The following is a 26,219-nucleotide window of genomic DNA, read 5'->3' as shown; positions in this document are numbered from 1 at the left end:
CGCACGAGACTGGGCGTGATGTGGCGGTATCCGCTGGCATGACGCCCTCAGCCGTGTGGTCGTTCCTGTCCGGTCGTCGCCTGTTCGTCGTGCTGCTGGTGCTGGTCGTGTCGGTCGCCGTCGGCGCGAATCACGCCGGCGCGGTGACCGGGGGGCCGAAGGTGTCGAGGGCCGCCGCGACGCCCGATCGTGCTCGCTACGACGTGACGCTGCGCTCCGACGCCGATGGCAGCCACTGGACCGGACGGCAGCGGGTGTCGTTCCGGAACGCGTCCGACCGTCCGCTGCGCGAGGTGTACCTCCGTCTGTGGGGCAACGGCGAGGACCAGTGCGGCACACCCGATGCGCGCTCCCCTGTCACGGTCTCGCAGGTGGACGGTGGCACACCGGACGGTCTCGCCGTGAACTGCACGGCCCTGCGCATCGCTCTGCCGAAGCCGCTCGCGCGCGGTCAGCGGGCGTCCGTCGCCTTCGACGTCTCCATCACCGTCCCCGACCGCAATGCCCGCTTCGGCCGCGAGGGCGCCTACCGCTTCCTGGGCAACGCGCTGCCGGTGCTCGCCGTGCACGACGCCAAGGGGTGGCACCTCGACCCGTACGTGGCGCTGGGTGAGAGCTTCTACGCGCTGACGGGCGACTTCCGGGTCCGTCTCGACCATCCGTCGGCGTTGAAGGTGCCGGCAACCGGTGACACCCGCACCCTCCCCGGCAGTCCAGGCCGCACGGTCACACTCAGCGTCGCGAACCGGGTGCGGGACTTCGCCTGGGCCGCGGGTCCGTTCCGCACGGCGACGGAGACGACTCCCGGCGGCGTGCGGGTGAAGTCGTACTGGGCGCCCGACACCCCCGCCGCGGGCGTGCGCATCAACCGCACGGACGCCGTCGCCTCGATCGACCGGTTCGGCCAGGAGTTCGGCCGCTACCCGTACGGCGAGATCGACCTGGTGATGACCAGCCGCTTCGGCGGCGGCATGGAGTACCCCGGCCTCGTCCTCCTGGGCACCACCGAGGAGGGCAGCGCCGTCGTCCACGAGGTGGCGCATCAGTGGTGGTACGGCGTCGTCGGCAACGACGAGTACGCCTCGCCCTGGCTGGACGAGAGCTTCGCCCAGTACGCCAACGCCCGCTTCTACGGCTGGGACACCCGCGACTGCTGGTCGGACGTCTACTGGCCCGACGACAGCACCGCGCTGACCAACTCAATGGCCTACTGGTCGCAGCACCCCGGCGAGTACCACGTCGTCTACACGGCCGGACCCTGTGCCCTGGCCGACCTCGAACGCACCCTCGGCGCCGGCACCATGGCACGGCTTCTCAAGGGATACGCCCAGGACCACTGGTACGGCGTCTCCACCACCGCCGACTTCAAGAAGGCCGCCCAGGCCCTGACGGACGAGGACCTCGGCCCCTTCTGGGAGACCCACCGCATCCGCTGACCGTCCGTCCCGGCCAATCCCGGAGCCGGAATGGCGGATTGGCAACGGTGTGCGGTGGGCAGGGAGCCAAGTGGTGTCATGCACACGACTGCCCTTCCCCCCACAAGGAGGTCGATCATGCACGTCCGTACCCTGACCGGCGGCCTGGCCGCGGCTCTGTTGGTGTCCCTCCCACTGCTGAGCGGCCAGGCCGTGGCCGCCGAACCGCCCGGCGGCACCGCGCTCCCCCTGACCGCCGCCCGGGTGCTCACCTATGACGCGAGCGGCTCCGCGGAGTTCGCATCCGCGGTCGACCGGGGCGCGGCGATCTGGAACGAGAGCGTCGACGGCGTGGAACTGCGTCCCGCCGCGTCCGGGCAGCGCGCCAACATCCGGATCCTCGCCGACAACGGCTGGCCGCGCGCCCTGCCCACCTCCCTGGGCAACGGCACCGTCTACATCGGACGCCAGGCCGTGAACCAGGGCTACAACACGGTACGCATCTCGTCCCACGAGCTCGGTCACATCCTGGGCCTGCCGGACCGCAAGCCCGGCCCCTGCTCCAGCCTGATGTCGGGCTCCAGCGCGGGCGTCCCGTGCACCAATCCCTACCCGAACGCGGCCGAGAAGGCCGAGGTCGAGGACAACTTCCCGGCAGCCTTCTCGGCAACCTCCCGGGCACCGGTGCCGGTCCCCCGGGCCGTCGCGGTCGGGGACTGACCGGGCGCACAGTCCTCCTGCGCACGGGCCCCACCGCACCAGTCCCGGCGCTACCTCCGCGAGCCCCGCCCCGGTCTCCAGGGGCGGGGACAACCGGGGCCACCTCGTGGTGCCCGCGGGTCGGCGCTGGGGCACCGCCGGATCCCGCCCTAGGATCGGAGGCGTGGACATTCCCCAGGACCTGATCCTTCTTGAGCGGGCGGCGGAAGAGCAGCGTGCCCGCCTCGCCGGACTCGACGGCGAGGAGTTCGACCTGCAGCACCGGGCCTGGCAGGAGGCCGCCCAGGCCGCGCAGGCGGCGATCGCCGATCACGCCACGGTCAGCGGCCAGTCGGCGGAAGCCGTCGAGAGTGCGGTCAAGCGCGCCGTCCGGGAGACGGAGGAAGACCCCGCCGGGTAGTCCGGTCCCGCGGAGCGTTCCGCGACGCCGGCGTCATACCCTGAGCGGAAGGACACTGTCTGCGTCTTCTAGGAGAGCTCCTTGGCCACCCCACCGCTGCCCGCCCTCCTGGAGGACCATCCCGTCGTCGCCAGCGTCAAGGACGCGGAGGGGCTGGAGGCAGTGCTCCGCTCCGACTGCCGCATCGTCTTCCTGCTCTACGGCACACTCCTGGACCTGCCGGAGATCGTGGCGCGTCTGAAGAACGACGGTCGGACGGTCCTGGTCAACGTCGATCTGCTGGAGGGTTTCGCCGGCAAGGAGATCGTCGTCCGCTACGTGAAGGAGAAAACGGACGCCGACGGGATCCTGAGCTCCAAGGCGTTCATGGTGCGCGCTGCCCGCGAACTCGGCCTGTACGCGGTGCACCGCTTCTTCCTCATCGACTCACTCTCGTACCGCAAGCTCGCCCCGCAGGTGCGCGCGTCGCAGGCGGACTGCGTGGAGATCCTTCCCGGGTGCATGCCGCGGGTCATCTCCTGGGTCGTCGCGGACATCGACGTGCCGCTCATCGCGGGCGGCCTGGTCTGCGACCGCGACGACGTGTTCGCCGCGCTCAAGGCCGGCGCCGCAGCCATTGCCTCGTCGAATACCGACGTCTGGGAGATGTGACACACCTGGCGAACCCTTGACACTCGCCCGAGCGTCACTCTAGGTTTGCTCCGCGGCCACCCGATCGGCTGCCACAATCACATATCGGCTCCTGCCTCTGTGCCGGAGCAGTTACTAGAGACCAGAGAACAGTAACTCCTCGCTCGTCGAGGGTTGCTGTTCTTTTTTGTTGCCCGCTTACTAGCCACAACGAGGTGGACTGTGAACCGAGCGCGGAAATGGACGGGATTCCTGATCCTGTCGATGTCGTGCGGCATCATCTTCCAGGTCGCCTACATCCGCTTCGTCTTTCTCGGCCCCACGGCCGAGGCGCTGCACCTTTCGACGCAGGACTACGGCAACATCATCTCCGTGTTCGGCATCGTGGCGATCGTGATGTACTTCGCGGGCGGTTGGTTCGCCGACAAGTTCTCACCGAAGGCGCTGGTCACGGCGGGGCTCGCCGGAACCGGTGTGCTCGATCTGTACATCGCGCAGGCGCCCGGCTACACCGGTACGCTCGTCGCGCACGCCCTCATGGCGGTGATGGGCACCGGCCTCTACTGGCCGGCTCTGCTCAAGGCCATCGGAATGCTCGGCGACGCCTCGGAACAGGGACGTCTTTTCGGATTCCTGGAGGGTGCGCGGGGTGTCACCTCGACCCTGGTCGGATTCGTCGGCACCGCGCTCGTGGCCACCGCAGTCACGCAGGCAGCCGGTGTCACCTGGCTTATCCGGCTGTATGGGATACTCGCCTTCGTCTTCGCCGCGCTCGTCTGGTTCTTCGTGGACAGCGACAATGAGAAACTGGCCGCACTGGATTCCAGCACCGTCACACTGAAGCAGTTGTGGCGGGCCGCCGGGAACAAATACACGTGGCTCATCGGGCTCTCCGTCATGATGATGTACTGCTTCTACTCCACGCTCGGCTATTTCTCGCCGTTGCTCGAGTACCGCTACGGAATCGCGGCCGGCCTGATCGGTGTCATCGGCGTCGTGCGTACGTACGTGTTCCAGTTCGCCGCCGGGCCCGCGGGTGGCGTGATCGTCGACAAGGTCACCCGGTCGACGCCACGCTTCCTGCGCTGGATGTTCCTGGGGTGCGCCGCCGTCGCCGCCGTGTTCCTCGTCATGCCTCGCAGCACGGCCTTCGGCACAGTGGCCGTCGCCCTGATGTTCCTGCTGTGCCTGTTCGTCTTCGCCAGCCGTGGCGTGTACTTCGCCACCGTCGGCGAGGTGGAGGTCCCGGCGAACGAGCGTGGCGGCGTCATCGGCCTGGTCTCCGGAATCGCTTTCCTGCCCGACGCCTTCCTGCCGTCACTCGCCGCCTGGTGGATCGGCGACCCGTCGGCCAGTCCGGCGGTGCCCGAGCACGGCGGCGGCTACACCACCATGTTCGTCTTCCTGCTGGCCGCGGCGCTGCTCGGCCTGCTCTTCACCACGCTCACCATCCGTACCCGCCGCAGGGAGCTGGCCGCGCGTGCCACGTCGTCCGCATCGACTCCCACCGAACCGGCTCCCGCGATCTGAGGAAGGTCACTCACCGATGGACATCACCGAGTTCAACCGCGACTTCTTCTCCCTCGACGGCCGGAACGCCGTCGTCACCGGCGGCAACACCGGACTGGGTCAGGCCTTCGCGCTCGCCCTCGCCAAAGCGGGCGCCAACGTCTTCGTACCGTCCGTGACCGAGGACGACGGCACCACCCGCAAGCTGATCGAGGGCGAGGGACGCCGCATGGAGTTCATGGCGGCGGACCTGACCGAGCCGGGCGTGCCGCGGCGGATCGTCGAGGGGTGCGTGGAGGCCTTCGGATCGGTCGACATCGTGGTGAACTCGGCGGGCATCTGCAACATCGCCGACGTGGAGCAGTTCGGTCGTGAGCAGTGGGACCCCATGGTCGACATCAATCTCACGGCGCCGTTCGAGCTGAGCCACGAGGCGACCCGATTCATGATCCCGCAGCGCTCCGGCAAGATCATCAATATCGCCTCCATGTTCTCCTTCCTCGGCGGCCAGTGGTCGCCCGCCTACGCCGCCACCAAGCATGGCATCGTCGGCTTCACCAAGGCGTACTGCGACGAGCTGGCACAGCACAACATCCAGGTCAACGCCATCGCGCCCGGTTACTTCGCCACCAGGATCACCGAGGCGACGCGGGCGAACCCCGAGACCAACCAGCGCGTCCTGGACCACATCCCGGCCGGCCGCTGGGGCGACGTCGCCGACCTGATGGGAGCGACGGTCTTCCTCGCCTCCCGCGCATCGGACTACGTCAACGGACATGTCCTCCCGGTGGACGGAGGCTACCTGGTCCGCTGAGCCCCACGCCGTACCCGCCCGCTCCCCCCGCACAGCACACCACGAGGTAGATCACCATGGCCCAGTCGCTCTCCAAGCTGACCCGCGAAGACATCGTTGCCCGCCTCACCGACCTGGTCGCCGCCGAGCAGGTCGTCACGGACGACGAGCAGTTGAGGCTCGCGAGCGTCGACCGGTTCAAGAAGTACCAGTCGGTGCACGGCATCTTCGACGGCCCCTTCCCGGCCGCGATCGTCAACGCCCGTTCCACCGAGGACGTCTCGAAGGTCCTGGCCTTCGCGAACGACCACAAGATCAACGTGGTGGCGCGCACCGGCCGCACCGGCACCGAGGGCGGTCTGGAGACCGCGGTCGAGGACACCATCGTGCTCGACGGCTCCGGCCTGGACGACATCATCACGATCGACGCCGAGAACATGCAGGTGACCGTCGAGTGCGGCGTGCCGCTGCAGGTGCTCGAGGACAGGCTGCGCGAGCAGGGGCTGACGACCGGCCACTCCCCGCAGTCCAAGCCGCTCGCCCAGTACGGCGGTCTCGTCTCGACCCGCTCCATCGGCCAGTTCTCCACCCTGTACGGCGCGATCGAGGACATGGTCGTCGGGCTGGAAGCGGTCTTCCCCGACGGTTCGGTCACCCGCATCAAGAACGTCCCGCGCCGTGCGGCCGGCCCCGACATCCGGCACATCGTCATCGGCAACGAGGGCGCCCTGTGCTACATCACCGAGGTCACCGTCAAGGTTTTCAAGTACCAGCCGGAGAACAACGAGTTCCACGGTTTCCTCGTCGACGACATGGCCACCGGCGTCAAGGTCGTCCGTGAGGTCGTCACCAACGGCTTCAAGCCGTCGGTGGTCCGCGTCTACTCGCCCGAGGACGCCCGCCAGCACTTCTCCCACTTCTACAAGGAGAAGGTCGTCGTCGTCTTCGTGGCCGAGGGCCCGAAGGGCATCGTGCGCGCCACGAGCGAGGAGATCGAGCGGGTTGTCGCGCAGTACCCGCACGAGAAGGTCGACCCGCGGCTCGTCGAGGACTGGTTCGACAACCTCAACTGGGGCGTCGACAAGATCGAGGCCGAGAAGGAGGTCATGCTCGCCAAGGCCGAACTGGGCTACACCACCGAGGTCTCCGTCGACTGGTCGCGCACCGTCGAGCTGTACGACAACGTGATCCGCCGCATCCGCACCGAGTTCCCGGCCGCAGACGACCTGGTCATGCTGGGCGCCCACTCCTCGCACAGCTACCAGACCGGCACGAACCTCTACTTCGTCTACGACTACAGGATCAACTGCGAGCCGCGCGAGGAGATCGAGAAGTACCACATGCCGCTCAACGCGATCATCGTCGAGGAGGCGCTCAAGGTCGGCGGCTCCATGGTCCACCACCACGGCATCGGCAAGTACCGTGCCCCGTGGACCACCCAGGAGCACGGCAGCGCGTACCAGATCCTGTCGAAGCTCAAGGAGACCTTCGACCCCAACGGGATCATGAACAAGGGCACCATCTTCCCCATGGACGCCTGAGCCGGACGCCCGGGAGGCCCCGATCGACGACACACCGACCGGGGCCTCCCCCGCAGACCACACCCCCGACCCCGCACGACCTCCCCGGAGTGGCCATGTCCAGCGCCCGCCCCCGCTACCTCATCGGCATCGACAACGGCTCCCAGTCGTCCAAAGTGACCGTCTTCGACGCCCACGGGCGAGCCGTCAGCGAGGGCCGCGCCGCGCTGCGCCCCTACGACACCCCGCGCCCCGGCGTCGTGGAGCATCCGGACGACGACCTGTGGGCGTCGATCGGCGCCGCGAGCCGCGCCGCACTCGCCGCGTTCGACGGGGATCCGGCGGACATCGCGGGGGTGGGACTGTGCACCATCCGCTTCTGCCGCGCCGTTCTCAGGGCTGACGGCACGCTGGCCCAGCCCGTCATGAGCTGGATGGACGAGCGCGTCGGCCTGCCGTACACGGACACCGACCCGGAGGCCGCCCGCGTCACGACCAGCTCCGGCTACATCACTCACCGGATGACGGGGAACTTCCGGGACACGGCGGCCAACTACGCGGGCATGTGGCCCCTCGACCCGGACACCTGGCGGTGGACCGACGACGACGCGGAGATCGCCAAGTTCGGCATGCGGCGCGAGCTCCTCCTCGACCTCGTGCTGCCCGGCGACGTCCTCGGCGAGGTCACCGATGCCGCGGCTCGGCACACGGGCATCCCCGCCGGCGTACCCGTGGTCGCCACGGCCAACGACAAGGCGGTCGAGGCCCTGGGCTGCGGACTGCGCACCCCCGACACACTCCTCGTCTCGCTCGGCACGTACGTGGCGGGCATGGCGACCGGGCCCCGCAACGTCACGGACGTCACGGACTTCTGGGTCAACTACGCCTCCGTGCCGCGCTCCTACCTGTACGAGTCCGGCGGAGTGCGGCGCGGCATGTGGACGGTCAGCTGGTACCGCGACCTGCTCGGCGAGGAGGTCACCGCCGCGGCGCGCGAGGCCGGGCTGAGCGTGGAGGACCATCTCAACGACGAGGCGGCGAAGGTACCGCCGGGAGCCGACGGCCTGATGACCGTACTGGACTGGCTCGCCCCCGGCGACGCACCCTTCCGCAAGGGCACGATCCTGGGCTTCGACGGACGCCACAGCCGCTTCCACATCTACCGGTCGATCCTCGAAGCCCTCGCGATGACGATCCACGACACGACGGCACGCATGGCGCGGGAACTCGGCACCGCCCACCGCGAGGTCATCGTCTCCGGCGGCGGCTCACGCTCCGATCTGATGATGCAGATCCACGCCGACGTGCACGGCGTCCCGGCCCGCCGCGCCGATGCGTCCAGTGCCGCGGGCCTGGGTGCCGCGATCTGCGCGGCCGTGGGTCTCGGCGTGCACGCCGACTTCGAGGAGGCCGTCACCAAGATGGTCCGCCCCGGCGAGGTCTTCCTCCCGAACCGGGACAACCATGACCTCTACCGCCGTCTTGAGGCGGTGCACCGGGACGTCCGCGACCACACCGACGCGCTCTACCGCCGCACGTACGACATCTTCGGTTGAGATCTCCAGCCGTACGCGACCGCGCCCCTGGAGGGCGCCGAGCTGCGTCCCGCCGCCATGCCCGGGCTAGCATGGCGTCCCGTGATCGTATGGCTCAATGGCACCCACGGCGCGGGCAAGACGACGACCAGTGCACTCGTGCAGCAGTTGCTCCCGGATTCCCGGGTGTTCGACGCCGAGAAGGTCGGCGAGACACTCATGGACATCACGCCGGGTTTGCCCGAGACGGACAACTTCCAGCACTGGCCGCCGTGGCGGCCGCTCGTCGTCGAGACCGCCCGCCGCGTACTCGACTACACCGGCGGCACTCTGGTGGTGCCCATGACTGTCCTGGTCGAGCCGTATTGGCGCGAGATCAGCACGGGCCTCGCTCAACACGCCATCCCGGTGAGGCACTTCGTCCTCCACGCCGACCAGGACACCCTCCGAGGGCGCATCGAGGGGGACTCTCCCGTGCCCTCCCCGTTCCGCCTCAGATACCTCGAGCCGTACGCCGAGGCGGCCCGCACGTGGTTGCACGGCGAGGCCGAGGTCGTCGACACCACGCACCTCACGCCCGCCGAGGCCGCTCTGCGGATCGCAGGGGCCGTCAAAAGCTGAGGCCCGCTGCGACGCGAGCGGAAGCACATTATGTTGATCTTGTGCAGCTTCGCAGTCGACCCCATGGAAGCCGGACGAGGCGGCCCATCTCGCTGGGCGGTGTTCGGCGATGCCGTGATAGCACGGAGTACCAGATGGGAAAGGGCTCACGATCATGGGTATCTTCAGCCGTCGCCAGACCGCCGTCATCGAACGGACTTCGGCTGTCGACACCGGCGTCACAGGCGCGGAGGCCGCGGCCCGGGGTGTCGCGCTCGACCCCGCACTTCGCGCGCTGACCGGGCGGTGGACCATCGACCGGCCGCACAGTCGCATCGGATTCTCCGTGCGGCACGCGATGGTCACGACGGTGCGAGGAGCCTTCGCCGACTACGACAGCACGTTGTACTTCGACGGAGCCCGGCCCTCCGAGTCGCGGGCCGACCTCGTCATCCGGGTCGCCAGTGTCGACACGGGCGTGGAACAACGGGACGCGCACCTCGTCGGCCCCGACTTCTTCGACGTGCGCCGCTACCCGGAGATGGCGTTCCGCAGCACCTCCACCGTCCACGAGGGTGGAGAGAACTTCCGTATGACCGGGGACCTGACCATCCGCGACGTCACCCGGACCGTCGACCTGCAGCTCGACTACCTCGGCTCGGTCATGGACCCGTTCGGCTCCGAGCGGGCCGGCTTCGACGGCACCACCACCATCGACCGTACGGAGTGGGGCCTGGTCTACAACCAGCGCCTGAAGGCGGGCGGCACCATGGTGAGCGAGAAGGTCCGGCTGCAGTTCGACATCTCGGCGGTCCGGTCGACGTCATAGGGCCGTGAGTGGTGCCCTCTACGTGAAGTGCTGGCTCTCCGATCCGTCGCAGTTCTGGATCCGCAGCGGCTCGCTCGGGCCTGCCAGGGTGAGGCAGAGCCCTCGCGCGGAGGCCGGCCGGATCGTGGCCCCGTCACGGACGAACTTCTGATGCGCCCCGCCGTGGCAGTTCCACAGGACCAGGCCCGTGCCGGCCGGATACCTGGTGTCGGGGACGTCCAAGCAGCGGTCCTGGGTCAGCTCGGTGTGGATGGTGCCCCGTGCCGGGTCGTACCACCAGCCCTGGTTGCGGCCACCGTGGCACGCCCAGCCGAGGACGCGGGTGCCGTTGGCGCTCGCGGCGGCGTCGACGTCCACGCAGGTGCCGGTCGCCCGGTTCGTCAGCGGTCGGTAGGCCGTGTCCCAGGCGTACGGGAAGAGGACCGGCTTGCCGGAGGAGTCGACGTCCGCGCAACTCGCCTCGCGGGCGCCCGAGTCGTAGAGCTGCGTGAGGCAGGAGGCGAAGGCGGCGTGGCCGCGCTTGTTGGGGTGGAAGGACTGGCGGAGAGAGTTCGCGTCCGGGAGGCCGGGCTTGGAGAGGTCGATGTAGGCGCCCCGGGCCCAGGTGTCCTCCATACAGACCTCGTGGCCGTGGAAGAGCCGTGAGTTGTCGAGGTAGATCGCACCGGTGTCGGCCGCGGCCTCGCGCATTCCGCGTTCGAAGGCGGGGACCGCGCTGTTGCGGCCCCAGACGGTGTCGGAGTCGTACCCCAGGCCGCCGCAGGCGAGCTTGCCGGAGAAGGCCGGGTTGTCGCGGAAGTCGGGGCCGATGGGGCTGGGGTAGCCCATGACGACGAGCTTGTAGTCGCCGTCGGCGTAACCGGCGTCCCTCATCACGCTCTTCAGGTCGCGCACGGTCTGCTCGACCTTGGGCACGAGAGCGTCGACCCGGTCCTGCCAGCCGGGGGCGTACTTGGATTCGCAGGGGCCCTGGATGAGCAGGTAGCGCGTGACGCAGTCGGTCATGACGGGGCCGAACTGGAGGTCGTCGTTGGCTCCGGCGACCAGCAGCACCATCTTGACGCGGGTGTTGCGCGCCTTGATCGCGAGGCTGTCGCTCTGCACGAGTTCGTCGGCGTATTGCTTGGAGCCGCCGATGCGGATGTTGCCGGTGTACGCGCCGGAGCACGACACGTTGAACGTGAGGTCGGCGGGGATCCCGGTGCGGTGGATGGCGGCGTCCGGCGAGCGGTGGCACCAGTTGTCGGGGCCGTTGGTGCCGGGTTCGTAGGTGCCGATTCCCTCGCCCGAGATCTCGCTGTCGCCGAGTGAGATCAGGCTGGTCCTGCGGTCTCCGAGGGGTCGTTCCGCCGGGTTCCCGTAGAGCTTGGTGGCCTCGGCCGAGCGGATGGCCTCCAGTTCGGAGGAGAGCGGTACGGAGGAGACGGACTCGGCGGCGCCGGGTCGGGCGGCCTGCGCGGGGGCGGCGGCGGTGATGGATCCGCATGCCACCGCCACCGCGGCGGCGGCCGCCGTCAGCCAGTGGTGTCTGTGCCGTTCGTCCTTCACTGCACCTCCTGGTGGGTTCAGGTGTTACCAGGGGTTGTACTGACCGGTAGGCAGCGTGGGAATGCTTGAAACAAGACAACTGCTCAACTTTTGCGCGGAGTGACGACGACGGTGACGTGTGCGCCGGGCCGCGCCCGCACGCGCGCGATCGCCGCGCGGTCACCCGGCAGCACGGGCGTGGCCGTGCGGGCGCCGGTCAGCTCGATGCGCCAGCCACCCGCCCGGGGCGGCACGGAGATCTCGGTGACGCCGCGCCCGGCCCGGTACGACAGCCGGAAGGCTCCGCCGCCCGGCTCGTGGACCTCGGCGGTGACCCGGCCGGCGACCGCCGGGGCGTACGGGGCCGCGGTCTGCTCCTTGTTGGTCCGGAAGCGTCCCTCTGCGTCGACGGCGCAGTACCCGCCGCCGTAGCACCAGACATAGCCCGCCCAACCGGAGCTGTAGCGGTTCAGGGACGACAGGGCGTCACGGTAGAAGCGCCTCATGTTCGGCAGGGAGTTGTTGAGCGGACCCCACTCCCCCACCACGACGGGGACGCGGTACTGCCGCGGATAGGCGGTCACCGCGGACTCGTACGCCTCGATCCAGCCGGCCGAAGGGTCGTAGTCGGCGCCCGCCTCCATCGCCGTGTTGTAGAAGTGGGGCGCGTAGACGGCCTTCGGGTCGTCGATCCGGCCCAGACCGGTGGGGACGCCCTCGCCCACGATGGGGGTCGGTTCGAAGAAGATCCAGGAGTCGTCGTCGACGGAGCGGACGGCGTCGGCGAGGCGGTTGTACAGCGGGGTGAGCTGTTCGCGCTCGATGCGCCGGGCGGCCGTCGGCAGGTCCTCGCCCTGCGCGATCTCGCCCATGGGCTCGTTGATCAGATCGTAGCCGAGGACGGCCGGATGGTCCCCGAGGCGTCCGGCCAGCACCCGCCACATGTCCGCCTGCGCGCGCCGCAGGTCCGGGTCCTCGTAGAGGTGGGTGAACGCACGCTGCACGGCCGGTTCGAAGTACTCGGAGAACCAGTCGTCGGGGTGCGGGGTGAACGGCAGCCCGTCGGTCCGCGTCGCCCACTCGGGGATGCCGCGGTGCCCGAACGCGGGCCCGAAGACGTCCTGGTGCGCGTCGATCAGGACGTGGACGCGGTGCTTGTGCGCCCAGTCGAGGATCCGTTCGATCTTGCGAAGGTACCTCTCGCTGTAGCGGCCCCGCTCGGGTTCGAGGTCGTCCCAGAAGACCAGCAGCCGCGCGAAGTTGAAACCCCGGGCCCGCAGGTCCCGGAAGTGACGCTCGCCGATCGCGGACAGAGCGGCCTCGCCGCGGTGGGTCTTGTCCTCGACGTTCCAGCCGCGCAGGGTCAGGACGCGGCCCCGGTCGTCCGTGAGCCGGGGGATGCCGAGTGGCGGGTCCCGGTGGTCCTCGACGGCGGACTTCGCGTGGGCGGTTGTGGTGGACAGCAGGACAACGCAGACGAGCACGGCGCACAGACGGCGGTACATGGGACCTCCGGCACGGTCGGTCGACAGTGCCGCAGATCACATCAGGAAAGCTGACAGTTGTTCAAGAGTGCGGGCGCCGAAGTCCGCCACGGCCCGCCTCTGCGTCTCAGTCCTCGGCGACCAGGGCGGGGGTCGACCGGGTGAGCACCTCGCCGCGGAAGAAGGCGGGGCTGCGGCGACGCATCACGCACATGATCACGACACCGAGTACGAGCAGCCCCACGCCGATCACGAAGACGGATCCGACCCCGAGGACGGACGATCCACTGCCGTAGGCGGGGTCCCACATGTCGGCGAGCGTCTTGACGAAGACGGCCGCGAGCAGGCCGCCGCCGACGAGCGGGAAGAGCCCCTTGAACATCAGGTCGCGCCCCGACTTGAGCAGGTCGGCGCGGAAGTACCAGGCGCAGGCGAAGGCCGTCAGTGCGTAGTAGAAGCAGATCATCAGGCCGAGCGCGTAGATCGTGTCGACCAGCACGTGCTCACTGACCAGCGTCATCACCGTGTAGAAGACGCCCGTGGCGACGCCCGCGGTGACCGTGGCACGGCCCGGGGTGCGAAAACGCGGGTGGACCCGGGCGTAGGAGGCGGGCAGTGCCTCGTACGTCGACATGGCCAGGACCGTACGGGCGACGGGGATGAACGTCGTCTGCAGGCTCGCCGCCGCCGACGCGAGGACCGCGACGAACAGCAGGACGCCGAGGCTCGGGCCCATCACGGGGCCGGCGAGGGCGGCGAAGACGTTGTCCGACGTGTCGGGGTTGGCCAGTCCGAGGCCCTGGTCACCGGAGCCCACGACCATCTGCGCGGCGACGCCCGTGGCCAGATAGGAACCGACGAGCACGATCATGGCGACGAGCGCCGCCCGGCCCGGCGTACGGCTGCTGCCGCTGGTCTCCTCGTTGGCCGTCAGACAGGCGTCCCAGCCCCAGTACATGAAGATCGACAGCGAGAGGCCCGCCGTGAAGGCGGCGAACGACTGGACGGCGAACGGGTTGAGCCACGACCAGGAGAAATCGGCGGAGGTGGGGAGGTCAGCGCTTCCGGCCTTCGAGAAGGCCATGGCCACGAAGACGGCCAGCACCAGGAGCTGCAGCGCCACCAAGGCGTACTGGAGGCCCTTGGTGGCCGTCATCCCGCGATAGCTGATCACTGTGGCGATCGCGATCAGCGCGAGGCAGGTCACGATGTGCACGAACTTGTTGCCGTCCAGTTCGGCCACCGAGGCACTTCCGGTGATCTCTCCCGCGAGCAACCAGAAGTACGAGGTCGCCACGCCGGCCAGGTTCGACAGCACGATGATCGTGGCGATCACCAGGCCCCAACCGCACATCCATCCCACGCGCGGACCGAACGCCTGGACCGTCCAGGTGAACGACGTGCCGCAGTCGGGCATGGCCTTGTTCAGCTCACGGTAGGCGAAGGCGACGAGCAGCATCGGCAGGAAGCCCGCGAGGAACACCGCGGGCATCTGCACTCCCACCTCGCCGGCGGTCGAGCCGAGCGTGGAGGTGAGGCAGTAGACCGGGGCCACGGTGGAGACGCCGATGACGGCACTGCCCAGTAGGCCTACGGAGTTCCCGTTGAGGCCCTTTGCGCGCATACCTTCGGCGGAGGCATCGTCGCCCGGCTCGGGGGCCTTGAGCCGCACGTCCAGCTGAGTCATGAACAAGACGTTAAGTCCTGCGGTTTCCGTGGTGGCGGTTCCGTGACTCGACCGGCCATCACGCACTTCACCATGGGATTGAAGGCGATGGAGGTGATACGCCTGCACTGCGGAGGGGATGGGCGGGCGTCACTCGTAGCTCCCAAAGAGCGAGCAACGACCGTCCGATATTCGGTTATCGCAGATGTGGCCGATTCACGCGGTTCAGGTATATCGCATGACCTGCGTCACACTTCCCGAGCGGGCGTGCTCACAGGCGAGCCGGCGCGCCCGCGCGCTTGTAGGTGCGCATCAGGAGCGAGGTGTCCGCCGAGTGCAGTCCCGGCAGGGTGCTGAAGGCGCGGGCCACGAACGTCCTCAGGTCGGCCATGGAGGCGTGGCTCGCGTAGCCGAGGATGTTCGTGCGCCCGGTGGTCAGCGCGAGGTGGCGTACGGACGGCTCCCGCGCGAGGACGCGGACGGCCTCGTCCACCGCGCCCGGGTGCACGGAGAGCCGGAAGCGGGCCTCCACCGGGTAGCCGAGGACGGTTCGGCGAGCAGGCGCAGATGCAGCGCGTGCGAGGTCATCAGCCGGGCGAGGCGTCGCCGGGCCGTGGTCTCGCCGACGCGCAGCTCGCGGGCGAGACGGCTGAACGGTATCCGCGCGTCCTGTTCCAGCAGCGTGACTAGGGTGCGGTCGAGGGCGTCGAGCGAAGGCGGGTCCGGCAGCGGGCGGCCCTCGCTGACCGTACGGCGTACGAAAGTGGGCTCGGGATCGAGGGGTGACCAGTCGTTCGCCGTGAGGAGGAGCCGCAGGACCACGGACGAGTGGACGTCCCGTACGCCCTCGACGCGGCCGATCCCCTCGTCGACGGCGGTGAACAGCTGCTCGTGATCGCGTGCCTGGAGTTCGGCGAAAACCTGGAGATCGCCGGTGGCGACCTCGACGGACCAGACGTCGGGCCGCCTGGCCAGGGCCGTCGCCGTCTCGTGCACGCGGCCCGGCAGGCAGGTGACAGCGAGCTCGGCGACGATGCCTTCTCCCAGGTACTCGGGCACCAGCGCTGCCGTGAACCGTACGAGGCCGGTGGCGGTCATGCGTTCCAGCCGGCGCGCGACGGTGCGCTCGTGCACCCCGACCCGGGTGCCGACGTCGGCGAGGCCCGCACGGGGCTCGCGGCCGAGCACGCGCAGGATCGCGTGGTCGACGTCGTCGAAGGTGTACCGGGGGGCCGTGGCCCGGCCGCCGCTTCCGCCATGTCACGCACCCTCTTCGCCGGATTCCGCTGTTCACGAGTCTCCCACGCCGGTATCGGCCGACTCTTCGCGATGATGATCGCGCAGGTCGCGATCAGTGCCTACCGGCAGCAGATGCCGCCCGGCGGGATCGTGCACGGCATCGTCACCTCCGGCGGCGAGGCGGCCAACGTCATCCCGGGCCGGACCACCGCGGACTACGACTGCCGGGCCGAGACCGCCGACGCCCTGCGCGCGCTCCAGGACCGTGTCCGGGCCTGCTTCGAGGCGGGCGCCCTGGCGACCGGCGCGGAGCTGACTCTCGACGCCGTGGGCAACGACTGCGCCGACCTCCGTCAGGACACGGCCATGACCGAGCTCTACCGGAACGCCGTGAGCGACCTCGGCCGCACGGTCGCACCGCACGACGCGTCCATGCGCGCCGGGTCCACCGACATGGGCAACGTGTCCCACGTCGTACCGACGATCCATCCGGTGATCGGCTACGACTGCGGCGACGCGACCATGCACAATCCGGAGTTCACACGGTTCGGCACCAGTCCTGGCGCGGATCGCGCCGTGCTCGACGGGGGCCTGGCGATGGCGTGGACGGCGATCGGCCTGGCCACCGACGAGCACCATCGCTCGTCGCTGATGGCGCGTCTCGCGAAGCGGCGGGCGGGAGAGGCTGCCTGTCTCTGAGAGCCGTCCACACCGAACCGCCGGCCGCCGTCCGCCCCCGCCTTCAGCGCGCGGGCGGGAGTGGCTCGTCGCGGCGGACGGCCTGCCAGAGCGCCGTGGCCTCGGGCTGGGCGGCCACGACGCGGTTGGGGTCCCGGGGGTAGGGCCGTACGGGCAGGGTGCGGAAAGTCGATGTCGCCGGGGTCGATGCCGCTCAGGCTGCGCGCCAGCGCCGTCAGGGCCCGCAGGGAGCCGAGGTCCTTGTCGGTCGTCAGGGCCGAGGTGGCGGTGTCGGCGACCCGGTACAGGCGGACGGGGTCGCTCAGCAGCCGGTCGGACCGGAGCTGTTGGGTCAGGGCCGCGAGGAACTTCTGCTGGAGCCGTATGCGGCCCAGGTCGCTGCCGTCTCCGATGCCGTGACGGGTGCGGACGAGGGCCAGGGCCTGCTCTCCGTCCAGGTGATGGGTGCCCTCGGTAAGGTCCAGGCCGCTCTTGGGGTCGTGGATGTCCTGCGGTACGGAGATCCGCACCCCGCCGATCGCGTCGACGAGCTTCTTGAAGCCGGTGAAGTCGACCTCCACGACGTGGTCGACGCGTACCCGGCTCATCTCCTCCAGCGTCTTCACGGTGCAGGCGCTGCCGCCGACGGTGTAGGCGGTGTTGAACATCGCCGCCTGCTCCTTGGGCGTCGATCCGCCGTCGGGCCGGGGGCAGGGCGGGCGGTGGACGACGGTGTCGCGGGGGACGCTGATGACGGCGGCGGTCGTCCGGTCGGCGTCGAGGTGGACGAGCATGGCGGTGTCGGACCGCGCACCGCTGACATGGGCGCCGTAGGCGCGGTTGGCCCCGGCCCGGGAGTCGGAGCCGAGCACGAGGATGTTGGTGGCCCCTTCCGCGGTGCGCGCCGGCCGGTCGTCGCCCAGTCGGGCGTCGATGTCGGTGGTGGCCAGGTTGCCGTCGAGTCGGTTGTAGGCCGCCCAGCCGCCGAGGGCGAGGGCCGCGCAGAGCAGCCCGCCGCCCCAGTACAGGGTGCGGCGGCGGGAGCGGCGCCGACGGGTCGTGTCGGCGTGGCGGGCGCCGCGGGCGTGGCGGGCGAGGGTGAGGCGCACAGTGGATGACCTCCGTGGGGGCGGCCCTGCGGGGTGGACGCCCCGCGGGGCCGCTCGGGTCTGTCAGACGTGGTAGCGGTCGGTGGCGAAGAGACGGAGGTTGTCGGCGACCCAGTCGGAGGTGTGCCGGAGCCCCTCCTCCAGCGAGACCTCCGGCTGCCAGCCGGCCCAGTCGCGGGCACGGGAGTTGTCGGAGAGCAGGCGCTGCACCTCGCTGCCCGCCGGGCGCAGCCGGGCGGGGTCGACGACGATCTCGGCGTCCCGCCCGGAGGCGGCGATGAGTGCCTTGGCCAGGTCGCCGACGGAGATCTCCTGGCCGGTGCCGAGGTTGACGGCGCGCCCGACGGCCGGGTCGCAGGCGGCCAGGGCGAGGAAGCCGGCGGCGGTGTCGGTGACGTAGGTGAAGTCCCGGGTGGGGGTGAGTGAGCCGAGGCGGATCTGCCGGGTGCCGGAGTGCAGTTGGGACAGGATCGTGGGGATGACCGCGCGGGCGGACTGCCGGGGGCCGTAGGTGTTGAAGGGGCGGACGACGGTGACGGGGAGTTCGAAGGCGTGCCAGTGCGACAGCGCCATCATGTCGGCGCCGATCTTCGAGGCCGAGTACGGCGACTGCGGCTGCAGCGGGTGGTCCTCGCTGATCGGCGCGGTGCGGGCGGTGCCGTAGACCTCGCTGGTGGAGGTGTGCACCAGGCGGCGCACCGCGTGCCGGCGGCATGCCTCGGCGACGTTCTCGGTGCCGACGACGTTGGTCTGGACGTAGGCGCCCGGGGACTCGTAGCTGTAGGGGATGCCGATGAGGGCGGCGAGGTGGAAGACGGTGTCGCAGCCGGCCACGGCGTCCATCACCCGGCCCGCGTCGCGGACGTCGCCGGCGAGCATCTCGACCGGGCTGTGCGGGTCGGTGAAGTGGTGGGCGAGGTGGCCCTTCTCGGCGTACGGCTTGTAGTGGACGAAGGCGCGGACCTCGGCGCCGCGGGCGACGAGGAGGTCGACCAGGGCGGAGCCGATGAATCCTTCGGCTCCGGTGACCAGGACGGTGCGTCCGGTCCAGTCGAAGTCGGCAGTGGTGTGCGGGGCGGGGGTGTGCGTGGCGGTCATGCCGGGGTCTCCGTATCGGTGTGGTGTGCGAACAGGGGCGGGTGGCCCGGATGGACCGGGCCGCCCGGGTGGGGTGCCGTCCGGCCGGACAGGCGCAGGACGTGTGCGGCCAGCAGGTCGGCGGCGTGGACGTGGGTGCCGGGGTTGGCGGCGGCGGCCATGGCGGCGAGCCGGGACGGCTCGGCCAGCAGCGGCTCGACCAGGGTGGCCAGCCGGTCGGCGTCCGTCTCGGCGTCGGGCAGCAGCAGGCCCGCGCCTACGTCGGTGAGAACCCGGGCGTTGTGGGTCTGGTGGTCACCGGGGGCATGTGGGTAAGGCACCAGGACGGCGGGGGTACGGGTGGACGACAGTTCGGCGACGGTCGCCGAACCGGCCCGGCACACGGCCAGATCCGCGGCCGCGTACGCGAGGTCCATCCGGTCGAGGTAGGGCACGGCCGTGGCGACGCGGGCGGCGCCGGACCGGTCCAGCTCCCGCCGGGTGTCGTCCAGAGCGGCCGGACCGGTCTTGATCAGGAGGTGGACGTCGGTGCGGTGTCGCCAGTGCCGGGCGAGGCCGGTCGCCGCGGCGGTGAGCCGGGCGGCGCCCAGGCTGCCGCCGTTGACCAGCAGCAGCCGGCCGTCGCCCGGGACGCCGAGCGCGTGCCGGGCGGCCGCCCGGAGTCCCGGACGGTCCAGCGCGGCCAGCTCCGCGGCGATCGGCATGCCCACGGTGTCGGCGTGCCGGCCACCGGAGAGGTGCTCCCGGGACTCGTCGAAGGCCAGGGTGATCCGGTCGGTCAGCATGGCCGCGAACCGGTTGGCGCGGCCCGGTACCGCGTTCGACTCGTGGATCACGCTGGGCAGACCGGCCATCCGCGCCCCGACGATCACGGGTGCGCTCGGGTAACCGCCCATGCCGACCGCGACCTGCGCGCCCTGCTCGCGCAGGATCGCCCGGCACTGGGCGCCGGACTTCGCCAGGGCGGCGGGCAGCAGGAAGCGCTTCGCGCCCAGCGACGGATCGAAGGGGATCATGTCGACGGTGTGCAGCCGGTAACCGGCCTCGGGAATGAGCCGGGTCTCCAGTCCGCGTGTCGTGCCGACGAACGAGACCACGGCATCGGGTACGGCCCGCCGCAACGCGTCGGCCAGTGCCAGGCCGGGGTAGATGTGGCCGCCGGTGCCGCCGGCGCCGATCACCACCGACAGACGGGGCTGGGGTGTTCGCGGTATTCGCGGTGTCCTCATGGGGGCCACGCTGCTGACGCGCTCTAAGAGAGATCTAAGAACCGGCGCCCCGGACCGAGGCGGCCCGGAACCGCCACGCTGGACGGACGGCATAAGAGGTCTCTCAGAAATGCTTTGGCAGGCTGGTGCCGTGGCGAAGCGAATTCTGGTGGTGGACGACGAGCCGGAGGTACGGGCCGCCGTCGAGGACGGCCTGACCGTAGAGGGGTACGCGGTGCGGGGCGCCGCCGACGGTCTGGCGGCGCTGTCCGACGTGGCGGTCTGGCAGCCCGACGTGATCGTCACCGATGTTCTGATGCCGGTGCTCGACGGTCTGGGGCTATGCCGTCGGCTGCGTGCGATCGGGGATCGTACGCCGGTTCTCGTGCTGACCGCGCTGGACGCGGTGTGCGAGCGGGTCGACGGGCTGGACGCGGGCGCCGACGACTATCTGGTCAAGCCCTTCGCCTTGGACGAGCTGACCGCCCGGGTACGGGCGCTGCTGCGCCGGGCCGCCCCCGAGGGGCCGGACGACGGCGGCCGGCTCACCTTCGCCGACCTGGAGGTGGACCCGGAGTCCCGCACCGGATGGCGCGGGGGGCGCGCCATCGAGTTCAGCCACACGGAGTTCGCGCTGCTGGAGCAGTTGCTGCTGCATCCCGGCCAGGTGCTGCCGCGCGCGGTGCTCTTCGAGCTGGTCTGGGGCCGCGACTTCGGTCCCGACTCCAACTCCCTCGCGGTCTACGTCGGCTACCTGCGGCGCAAGCTGGAAGCGGGTGGCGAACCGCGCCTCGTGCACACGGTGCACGGCGTGGGGTACCGGCTGGACACGGCATGAGCGGGCCGGAAGGGCCCCGCGGCGGGGCGTCGTGGCGTGCGCTGCTTGGCCGACCGCGCGACCGCGCGCCGCGTCGACTGCGTACCCGGCTGGCGCTGGCGGCCTCCGCCGCGGTCGCGCTCGTCGTGGTCGGTGTGTGTACGGCGGCCTTCCTGGTGCTGCGCTTCAAGCTCCACCAGCAGCTCGACCAGAGCCTCGCCCAGTCGGCGAACCTCGTCTCGCGCCAGGAACAGGCTTCCGGACCGGGCGTCGTCCGGGCGGAGTGCCGCTACCTGGGCGCTCCGGCCTGCGCGCAGATCGTCCCGCGGGACCCCGCCGACGATCCCGCCGAGCCCTACGCCCTTCCGGTGTCCGACGGGACGCGTGAGGTCGCGGCCGGCCGGCGGGAGCCCTCGTACCGCGCCATCACCGTCGCCGGTCATCCGGCCCGCATGCTCACCATCTCCTACGGTGACGACAGAGCCGTGCAGGTGGCGCTGCGTTCCGACGTCGCCGACCGGGGCGTGCGCCAGGCGGCCTGGCTCCTGGTGGCCGTAGGGGCGGCCGGCGTACTCGCGGCGGGTGGCCTCGGCTACGGCGTCGCCCGCACGGGGCTGGCACCGGTCACCCGGCTCACGGCCACGGCGGAACGGGTGGCCGCCACCCGGGACCCGCGGCACCGCATCACCTTGCCCGGCCCGGCGCCCCGCGGCCCTGCGCGCGACGACGAGATCACCCGGCTCGCGGGGACGTTCAATACGATGCTGGAGGAGCTGGACCGTTCCGTCACCGCCCAGCGGCGGCTCATCGCCGACGCCTCCCACGAACTGCGCACCCCTCTGACCGCCCTGCGGACCAACGCCGAACTCCTCGCCCTCGCCGACCGGCTGCCCGTGGACCGGCGGGAGCGGGCCGCCGGGGCGCTGGTGCGGCAGCTGACGGACGTGACGAACCTGGTGAACGACCTGATCGAGCTGGCACGCGACGAGGAACCGCGTCCGCTGCTCGAACAGGTCGATCTGGCCGGCCTGACCCGGCACGCCGTGGACACCGCCCGGGAACGCTGGCCCCGGGTCAGCTTCGAGCTCCGCACGACCGACCGGGCCACCGGCGTGCTGCGCCCCGGAATCCCCTCCAGGCTGGCCCGACTGCTGACGAACCTGTTGGACAACGCGGCGAAGTTCAGCCCGCCAGACGGCGAGGTGGAGGTGGTGGTCGACGACCGCGAGCTGACCGTCCGGGACCACGGGCCCGGTATCGCTCCCGGGGACCTCCCCCACATCTTCGACCGCTTCTACCGCGCCCCGTCGGTCCGCTCGCTGCCCGGTTCCGGACTGGGTCTGGCGATGGCCCGCCAGATCGCCCGCACGCACGGTGCCACGCTCACCGCGGAGCAGGCTTCCGGTGGCGGCGCGCTGTTCCGCCTCCAGTTCGGTCCCTGGCCGGGAGCCCCGCGCGCGTGAGTCACAGGGTGAGTCCCGCTCCGTGGGGGAAGACGGGATCGGCCGTGTCGTTCGGGACGTCGGGACGGGACACCACGACGGCCTCCATGGACCGAGGCAGCTCGAACGGGAGACGCCCCTCGGGCTTGGCCCGGCCGAACACCACGTCGAGCAGCGGGGCGTCGCTCGCGCCGTAGTCGGCGATCAGCGCCGCCGCGCTCTCGGCGATCTCCGGGATGACGGCGGCACGTTCCAGGTTGATGCAGACGATCGTCGGGACGGTGGCCAACAGGTCGAGTATCGACCGCAGTTCGTGCTCCGGGAACGCGAGGGTCCCCGAGTGGAAGAACGACTCGAACTTGTTGGCACGCGGCTCGTAGGGGGTCCGGAGCCGTAGTACCGCCACGTCCGCGTCGGCGGGGCGCGCCACCGGTCGACCGTACTCCTCGGCCACTTCGGCCTGTACGTTCTCCACGTACAGCTTGGGCCGGCCGGTCACCGGCACGGTCCCGTCACCGTTGGTCAGCAGGGTCAGCGATCGGCGCTGGGCGCGCGCGCCGGCTTCCTGGAAGTCGGCGCGGCCGACGGTCTCGGCGGCCCGGCCCACGTCGACGTACGGGTCGTCGAAGAGGCCGAGGACGAACTTCTCCCGCAGGACGCGGCGCAGGGAGGCGTCGAGGCGGTAACCGGGCAGGCGGCCCGACTCCACCAGTTCCAGGACCAGTTCGGGGCAGGACTCGCCGCCGAACTGGTCGCAGCCGGCCTCCAGCATCCGGGCCGCCCTCTCGGTCTCCGCGAGTGACTCGGCGCCCCAGGCGCGCGCCGGGTGCGTCTCGCCGAAGATCTCCGCGTCGGTGACGAGGCCCCAGTCGGTGCAGACGATGCCGTCGAAACCGAGCCGGTCCCTCAGCAGGTCCTGGACGACGCCCTTGTTGAGGCCGAAACCGACCTCCTCCCAGTCGGTGCCGACGGGCTGCCCGTAGGACGGCATCATCTGGGCGCAGCCGGCGGCGATGGCTGCTTTGAAGGGCTCCAGGTGCAGGTCGCGCATGCCGCCCGGGTAGACCTGCTCCTTGCCGTGGGCGAAGTGCGGGTCCTCGCCGTCCTTCTGCGGGCCGCCGCCCGGGAAGTGCTTGACCATGGCCGAGACGGAGTGCCGGCCGAGCCGGTCGCCCTGAAGTCCGCGGACGTAGGCGCGCACGAGTCGGGAGGTGAGCGCGGCGTCGGAGCCGAAGGTGCCGCTCTGCCGGGACCAGCGCGGCTCGGTCGCCAGGTCGATCTGGGGGTGCAGGGCGACGCGGAAGCCGACGGCCAGGTACTCGCGGCGGACGGTGTCGGCGAACTCGTACACCAGTCGCTCGTCGCGCAGGGCGGCCAGCCCCAGTGGTTCGGGCCAGGCGGAGAACGCGCCCGCGTTGAACGACGTTCCCACGTTGTCGGTGAAGGCGTGTCGCGGGTCCGTGGAGAGGGTGACGGGGATACCGAGGCGGGTGTCGGCCGCCATCGCCTGGAGGGTGTTCTGCCAGCGGGCCATGGCGGCCGCCTCGTAGGTCCCCAGGAGGTTGAAGTGGGTCAGGTACTGGCCGTGCAGCATGTGCGTGGTGTCCAGCTCGACCATGCCCGGGTCGCCCTTCTCGACGGTCGAGCCGTCGGGCTTCATGGCGAGCATCGCGTGGAAGAGCTGGCCCGCCTTCTCGGCGAGCGTCATGCGGGCGAGAAGGTCCTCGACCCGCCGCTCCACGGGGAGTTCGGGATTCTGGTAGGGGTGGCCTTCGTCGCGGACCTTGGGCGTGGATGTCATGACCGGGTGCCTCACTTGACGCTGCGGATGAACTGGACGGCGAGCGCGCCGAGAACGCACGCGATGCCGCCGAAGAGGAAGAGCGCTCCGTAGTTCTCGTCGCCCGCGCCGACCGCGAGCAGGGCGGGGGCGACGATGGGGACGAGGGACTGCGGGAGGGCGTTGCCGATGTTGAGGACGCCCATGTCCTTGGCGGACTCCTCGGGGTTCGGCAGGACGGCGGCGGCGAGGGCCACGTCGACCGAGAGGTAGAGGCCCTCACCGAAGCCGAAGACGACCATCGCGAGGACGAAGACCGGGAAGGAGTGCGCCGTCGCGACCAGCAGGAGACCGGCGGCGATGACCAGCGACGCGCCGAGAACGTACGGCTTGCGGCGGCCCGACCGGTCGGAGAGGGTGCCGCCGAGGAGCGATCCGGCGATGACCGCGGCGACCATGGCGACCGTGCCGATCAGGACCTTCCCGGAGACCTCGTCCTCGCTGTAGCCGAGTCGGTCCATGAGGAAGTAGACCTGGTAGCTGGTGACGCAGGAGATGCCGACGAAGACCAGGAAGCGGCCGGCGAAGTTCCAGGCGAAGTCCGGGTGCCGCTTCGGGCTGACCCAGAAGGAGCGCAGGAACTCGCGTGCACTGTACGGCGCGAAGGCGCCCGGCGTGGCGGGGCGGTCCTGCATGACGGAGGTCAGGTAGCCCACGCCGAGGAGACCGATGGCGCCCGGCACGACGAAGGCCAGGGCGAGGTTGTCGTCGAAGGCGTTGGCCAGGACGGTGCCGACGATCATCGCCACCGAGGTCATCATGCCGATGATGCCGGACACCTTGCCGCGCTGCTGCTCGGGCACCAGGTCGGGGACGCCGGCGACGACCGCGGACAGCGCCGCGTTGCCGCCGAGCTGGGCGAGGGCCCAGCCGAGCATGAGGACCGGGACGCTGCCGCCGAGCGCGACCACGAGCAGGCCGAGGAACCCGGCCGCCATGCCGCCGATCAGCCAGGGCCGACGGCGTCCGAACCGGCTGCGGGTGCGGTCGGACAGGGAGCCGAAGACCGGGTTGCCGATCATCGCGAGGACCGCGCCCAGGGAGAGGACCTGGCCCAGGGCGGAGCCCCGGTCGTCCTCCGGGACGATCTGCGCGACGCGGAGCGCGAGCGTGACCATCACCGGTGTCAGCAGCGAGAGCATCACGCCGAACTGGGCGAAGGCGAGGCCGAAAACCAGCTTCGCGGAGGCGGGCCGAGGTGGTGCGGAGGGGGCCGGGGCGGGGGACTCGGCGCTTGGCGCGGCGTCGGGGATGACGGCCATGACGGCTCTCCAGAGGGGAGGGGGACGGCTTCCTCGCCGTCCGACGCCCACACCGTAGACGCATAAACCGAGTAGGCAGTAGGTTTTCACGAGTGGCTTGAATCACACCCTCCCAGGGCTTGTCGAAACGCGGATTAAGGTGATGGACATGGACCGCACCCAGGGCCCCGAGCCCCGTAGATCCGCAGCTCGCGGCAGTTACGCGGTGGGCGACGAGCGCCGCGCCCGCATCCTCGACGTCGCCGTCGAGCACTTCGCGCAGTGGGGCTTCCACGCCTCCTCGCTCGCGCGGATCGCCAAGGACGTCGGCATCACCCAGGGCGGTCTGCTGCACCACTTCCGCAGCAAGGAGGACCTGCTCGTCTCGGTCCTGCGGCACAGCGACGAGCAGGACGCGGCGCGGTTCTTCGCCCGGGAACCGCGGTCCGCCGTCGAGGCTTTCGATGCGCTGGTCGACCTCGCCGCGCACAACGCGGCACGGCCCGGCCGCACCAGGATGTTCAATGTCCTGGCCGCGGAGGCGGGCGAGCGTGGCCATCCCGCTCACGGCTACTTTCTCCGCCGCTACGACACGGTGATCGGCAAAATCACCAAGTCACTGCGCGCCGCCGTCGATCGCGGCGAACTCGAACGGGGCACCGACTGCGAAGGCATCGCCGCGGAGATCGCCGCCGTCATGGACGGGCTGCAACTGCAGTGGGCGCTCGCCCCCGGGTCGTACGACATGGCGGGCCGACTGCGGACCTACCTCGACCGCTTGCTGCGCGTCGCGACCGTCGACGGCTCCGGCCTGCCCGCGCGCGTCTGAAGCGGTCGCGCGTCGACATCGGCGTGCCCGCGTGTTCGAAAAGCAAGGATCTGGTCAGGAGTCGCCCTCCCGCCCCGTCCACGGGGAGGC

The 26,219-nt window shown here is 70.5% G+C and carries 23 protein-coding genes and 2 pseudogenes; 14 read left to right on the top strand and 11 right to left on the bottom strand.

All coding sequences use genetic code 11. The annotated features are described in order from the left end of the window. The first annotated feature begins 38 nt into the window (after window positions 1–38). The 10 genes from ACFCZF_RS26505 (at window position 39) to ACFCZF_RS26460 (ending at window position 9,951) form a co-directional block, all read left to right on the top strand. Window positions 39–1,436, top strand: a complete 1,398-nt coding sequence (locus ACFCZF_RS26505; RefSeq protein ID WP_376673755.1) for a M1 family metallopeptidase — start codon at window positions 39–41, stop codon at window positions 1,434–1,436. Between the two features lie 117 nt (window positions 1,437–1,553). Beyond that, entirely contained in the window at window positions 1,554–2,135 is a 582-nt protein-coding gene (locus ACFCZF_RS26500; RefSeq protein ID WP_376673754.1) for a snapalysin family zinc-dependent metalloprotease, read from the top strand. Between the two features lie 163 nt (window positions 2,136–2,298). After that, window positions 2,299–2,535: a hypothetical protein gene (locus tag ACFCZF_RS26495; RefSeq protein WP_376673753.1), complete on the top strand. Its 237-nt coding sequence runs from the start codon at window positions 2,299–2,301 to the stop codon at window positions 2,533–2,535. An 81-nt stretch (window positions 2,536–2,616) separates the two neighbouring features. Next, window positions 2,617–3,186, top strand: coding sequence for a glycerol-3-phosphate responsive antiterminator (locus tag ACFCZF_RS26490; protein ID WP_376673752.1), 570 nt, complete (start codon window positions 2,617–2,619; stop codon window positions 3,184–3,186). A 153-nt stretch (window positions 3,187–3,339) separates the two neighbouring features. Continuing rightward, entirely contained in the window at window positions 3,340–4,695 is a 1,356-nt protein-coding gene (locus ACFCZF_RS26485; RefSeq protein WP_376673751.1) for a nitrate/nitrite transporter, read from the top strand. Window positions 4,696–4,711: 16 nt separating this feature from the next. Then, on the top strand, window positions 4,712–5,488 hold the full coding sequence (locus ACFCZF_RS26480) for an SDR family oxidoreductase (protein WP_376673750.1): 777 nt from the start codon (window positions 4,712–4,714) through the stop codon (window positions 5,486–5,488). Between the two features lie 56 nt (window positions 5,489–5,544). After that, window positions 5,545–7,008 carry an FAD-binding oxidoreductase gene (locus tag ACFCZF_RS26475; protein WP_376673749.1) on the top strand — a complete coding sequence of 488 codons (1,464 nt, stop codon included), beginning with the start codon at window positions 5,545–5,547 and terminating at the stop codon, window positions 7,006–7,008. 95 nt (window positions 7,009–7,103) lie between these two features. Beyond that, window positions 7,104–8,543: an FGGY-family carbohydrate kinase gene (locus ACFCZF_RS26470; RefSeq protein ID WP_376673748.1), complete on the top strand. Its 1,440-nt coding sequence runs from the start codon at window positions 7,104–7,106 to the stop codon at window positions 8,541–8,543. 81 nt (window positions 8,544–8,624) lie between these two features. Next, entirely contained in the window at window positions 8,625–9,143 is a 519-nt protein-coding gene (locus ACFCZF_RS26465) for an ATP-binding protein (RefSeq protein ID WP_376673747.1), read from the top strand. Between the two features lie 154 nt (window positions 9,144–9,297). Next, window positions 9,298–9,951: a YceI family protein gene (locus ACFCZF_RS26460; protein ID WP_376673746.1), complete on the top strand. Its 654-nt coding sequence runs from the start codon at window positions 9,298–9,300 to the stop codon at window positions 9,949–9,951. 18 nt (window positions 9,952–9,969) lie between these two features. Here the strand turns inward: ACFCZF_RS26460 and ACFCZF_RS26455 are convergent, their stop codons facing one another. The 6 genes and pseudogenes from ACFCZF_RS26455 to ACFCZF_RS26430 form a co-directional block, all read right to left on the bottom strand. Beyond that, entirely contained in the window at window positions 9,970–11,499 is a 1,530-nt protein-coding gene (locus tag ACFCZF_RS26455; protein ID WP_375911300.1) for a ricin-type beta-trefoil lectin domain protein, read from the bottom strand. An 83-nt stretch (window positions 11,500–11,582) separates the two neighbouring features. Next, window positions 11,583–12,983, bottom strand: coding sequence for a glycoside hydrolase family 5 protein (locus tag ACFCZF_RS26450; protein WP_376673745.1), 1,401 nt, complete (start codon window positions 12,981–12,983; stop codon window positions 11,583–11,585). Window positions 12,984–13,089: 106 nt separating this feature from the next. After that, entirely contained in the window at window positions 13,090–14,649 is a 1,560-nt protein-coding gene (locus ACFCZF_RS26445; protein ID WP_376673744.1) for an APC family permease, read from the bottom strand. 250 nt (window positions 14,650–14,899) lie between these two features. Then, on the bottom strand, window positions 14,900–15,121 hold the full coding sequence (locus tag ACFCZF_RS26440) for an Lrp/AsnC ligand binding domain-containing protein (protein ID WP_376673743.1): 222 nt from the start codon (window positions 15,119–15,121) through the stop codon (window positions 14,900–14,902). Beyond that, window positions 15,064–15,762 carry an Lrp/AsnC family transcriptional regulator gene (locus ACFCZF_RS26435; protein ID WP_376673803.1) on the bottom strand — a complete coding sequence of 233 codons (699 nt, stop codon included), beginning with the start codon at window positions 15,760–15,762 and terminating at the stop codon, window positions 15,064–15,066. The genes ACFCZF_RS26440 and ACFCZF_RS26435 overlap by 58 nt, the downstream gene beginning before the upstream one ends. Beyond that, window positions 15,763–15,816 (bottom strand): annotated as a pseudogene (locus ACFCZF_RS26430) (hypothetical protein); the annotation flags it as partial. It lies immediately after the preceding gene. Between the two features lie 69 nt (window positions 15,817–15,885). Between ACFCZF_RS26430 and ACFCZF_RS26425 the strand changes: the two are divergent. Further along, window positions 15,886–16,146: pseudogene (locus ACFCZF_RS26425) on the top strand (peptidase dimerization domain-containing protein); the annotation flags it as partial. Between the two features lie 221 nt (window positions 16,147–16,367). Here the strand turns inward: ACFCZF_RS26425 and ACFCZF_RS26420 are convergent. The 3 genes from ACFCZF_RS26420 to ACFCZF_RS26410 all read right to left on the bottom strand — a co-directional run bounded on the left by ACFCZF_RS26420 (window position 16,368) and on the right by ACFCZF_RS26410 (window position 19,981). Beyond that, entirely contained in the window at window positions 16,368–17,654 is a 1,287-nt protein-coding gene (locus tag ACFCZF_RS26420; RefSeq protein ID WP_376673742.1) for an LCP family protein, read from the bottom strand. A gap of 63 nt (window positions 17,655–17,717) precedes the next feature. Then, a complete protein-coding gene (locus ACFCZF_RS26415; RefSeq protein ID WP_376673741.1) occupies window positions 17,718–18,752 on the bottom strand; it encodes an SDR family NAD(P)-dependent oxidoreductase in 1,035 nt (344 codons plus the stop codon). Beyond that, on the bottom strand, window positions 18,749–19,981 hold the full coding sequence (locus ACFCZF_RS26410; RefSeq protein WP_376673740.1) for a glycosyltransferase: 1,233 nt from the start codon (window positions 19,979–19,981) through the stop codon (window positions 18,749–18,751). Before ACFCZF_RS26410 ends, ACFCZF_RS26415 begins: the two co-directional genes overlap by 4 nt. A 109-nt stretch (window positions 19,982–20,090) precedes the next feature. Here ACFCZF_RS26410 and ACFCZF_RS26405 point away from each other — a divergent pair, with 109 nt between their 5' ends. Both ACFCZF_RS26405 and ACFCZF_RS26400 read left to right on the top strand, forming a co-directional pair. Then, window positions 20,091–20,798, top strand: a complete 708-nt coding sequence (locus ACFCZF_RS26405) for a response regulator transcription factor (protein WP_376673739.1) — start codon at window positions 20,091–20,093, stop codon at window positions 20,796–20,798. Further along, window positions 20,795–22,240 (top strand): sensor histidine kinase, encoded by a 1,446-nt coding sequence (locus ACFCZF_RS26400; protein ID WP_376673738.1) that lies wholly within the window; start codon window positions 20,795–20,797, stop codon window positions 22,238–22,240. Before ACFCZF_RS26405 ends, ACFCZF_RS26400 begins: the two co-directional genes overlap by 4 nt. Before the next feature lies 1 nt (window position 22,241). Here ACFCZF_RS26400 and ACFCZF_RS26395 read toward each other — a convergent pair whose 3' ends face one another. Further along, window positions 22,242–24,020, bottom strand: a complete 1,779-nt coding sequence (locus ACFCZF_RS26395) for a glycoside hydrolase family 3 protein (protein ID WP_376673737.1) — start codon at window positions 24,018–24,020, stop codon at window positions 22,242–22,244. Window positions 24,021–24,031: 11 nt separating this feature from the next. Then, window positions 24,032–25,321, bottom strand: coding sequence for an MFS transporter (locus tag ACFCZF_RS26390; RefSeq protein ID WP_376673736.1), 1,290 nt, complete (start codon window positions 25,319–25,321; stop codon window positions 24,032–24,034). Window positions 25,322–25,469: 148 nt separating this feature from the next. On the opposite strand from ACFCZF_RS26390, the gene ACFCZF_RS26385 reads away from it, so the two are divergent. Continuing rightward, the gene (locus ACFCZF_RS26385; RefSeq protein WP_376673735.1) at window positions 25,470–26,129 is read left to right on the top strand and encodes a TetR/AcrR family transcriptional regulator; all 660 of its coding nucleotides are present in this window, start codon (window positions 25,470–25,472) and stop codon (window positions 26,127–26,129) included. Window positions 26,130–26,219 lie beyond the last annotated feature (90 nt).

The sequence above is a fragment of the Streptomyces sp. NPDC056296 genome (assembly GCF_042268605.1).
GTDB lineage: Bacteria > Actinomycetota > Actinomycetes > Streptomycetales > Streptomycetaceae > Streptomyces.
Note: the sequence above shows the minus strand (reverse complement) of the source record. Positions and strands in the feature narration are given on the sequence as shown.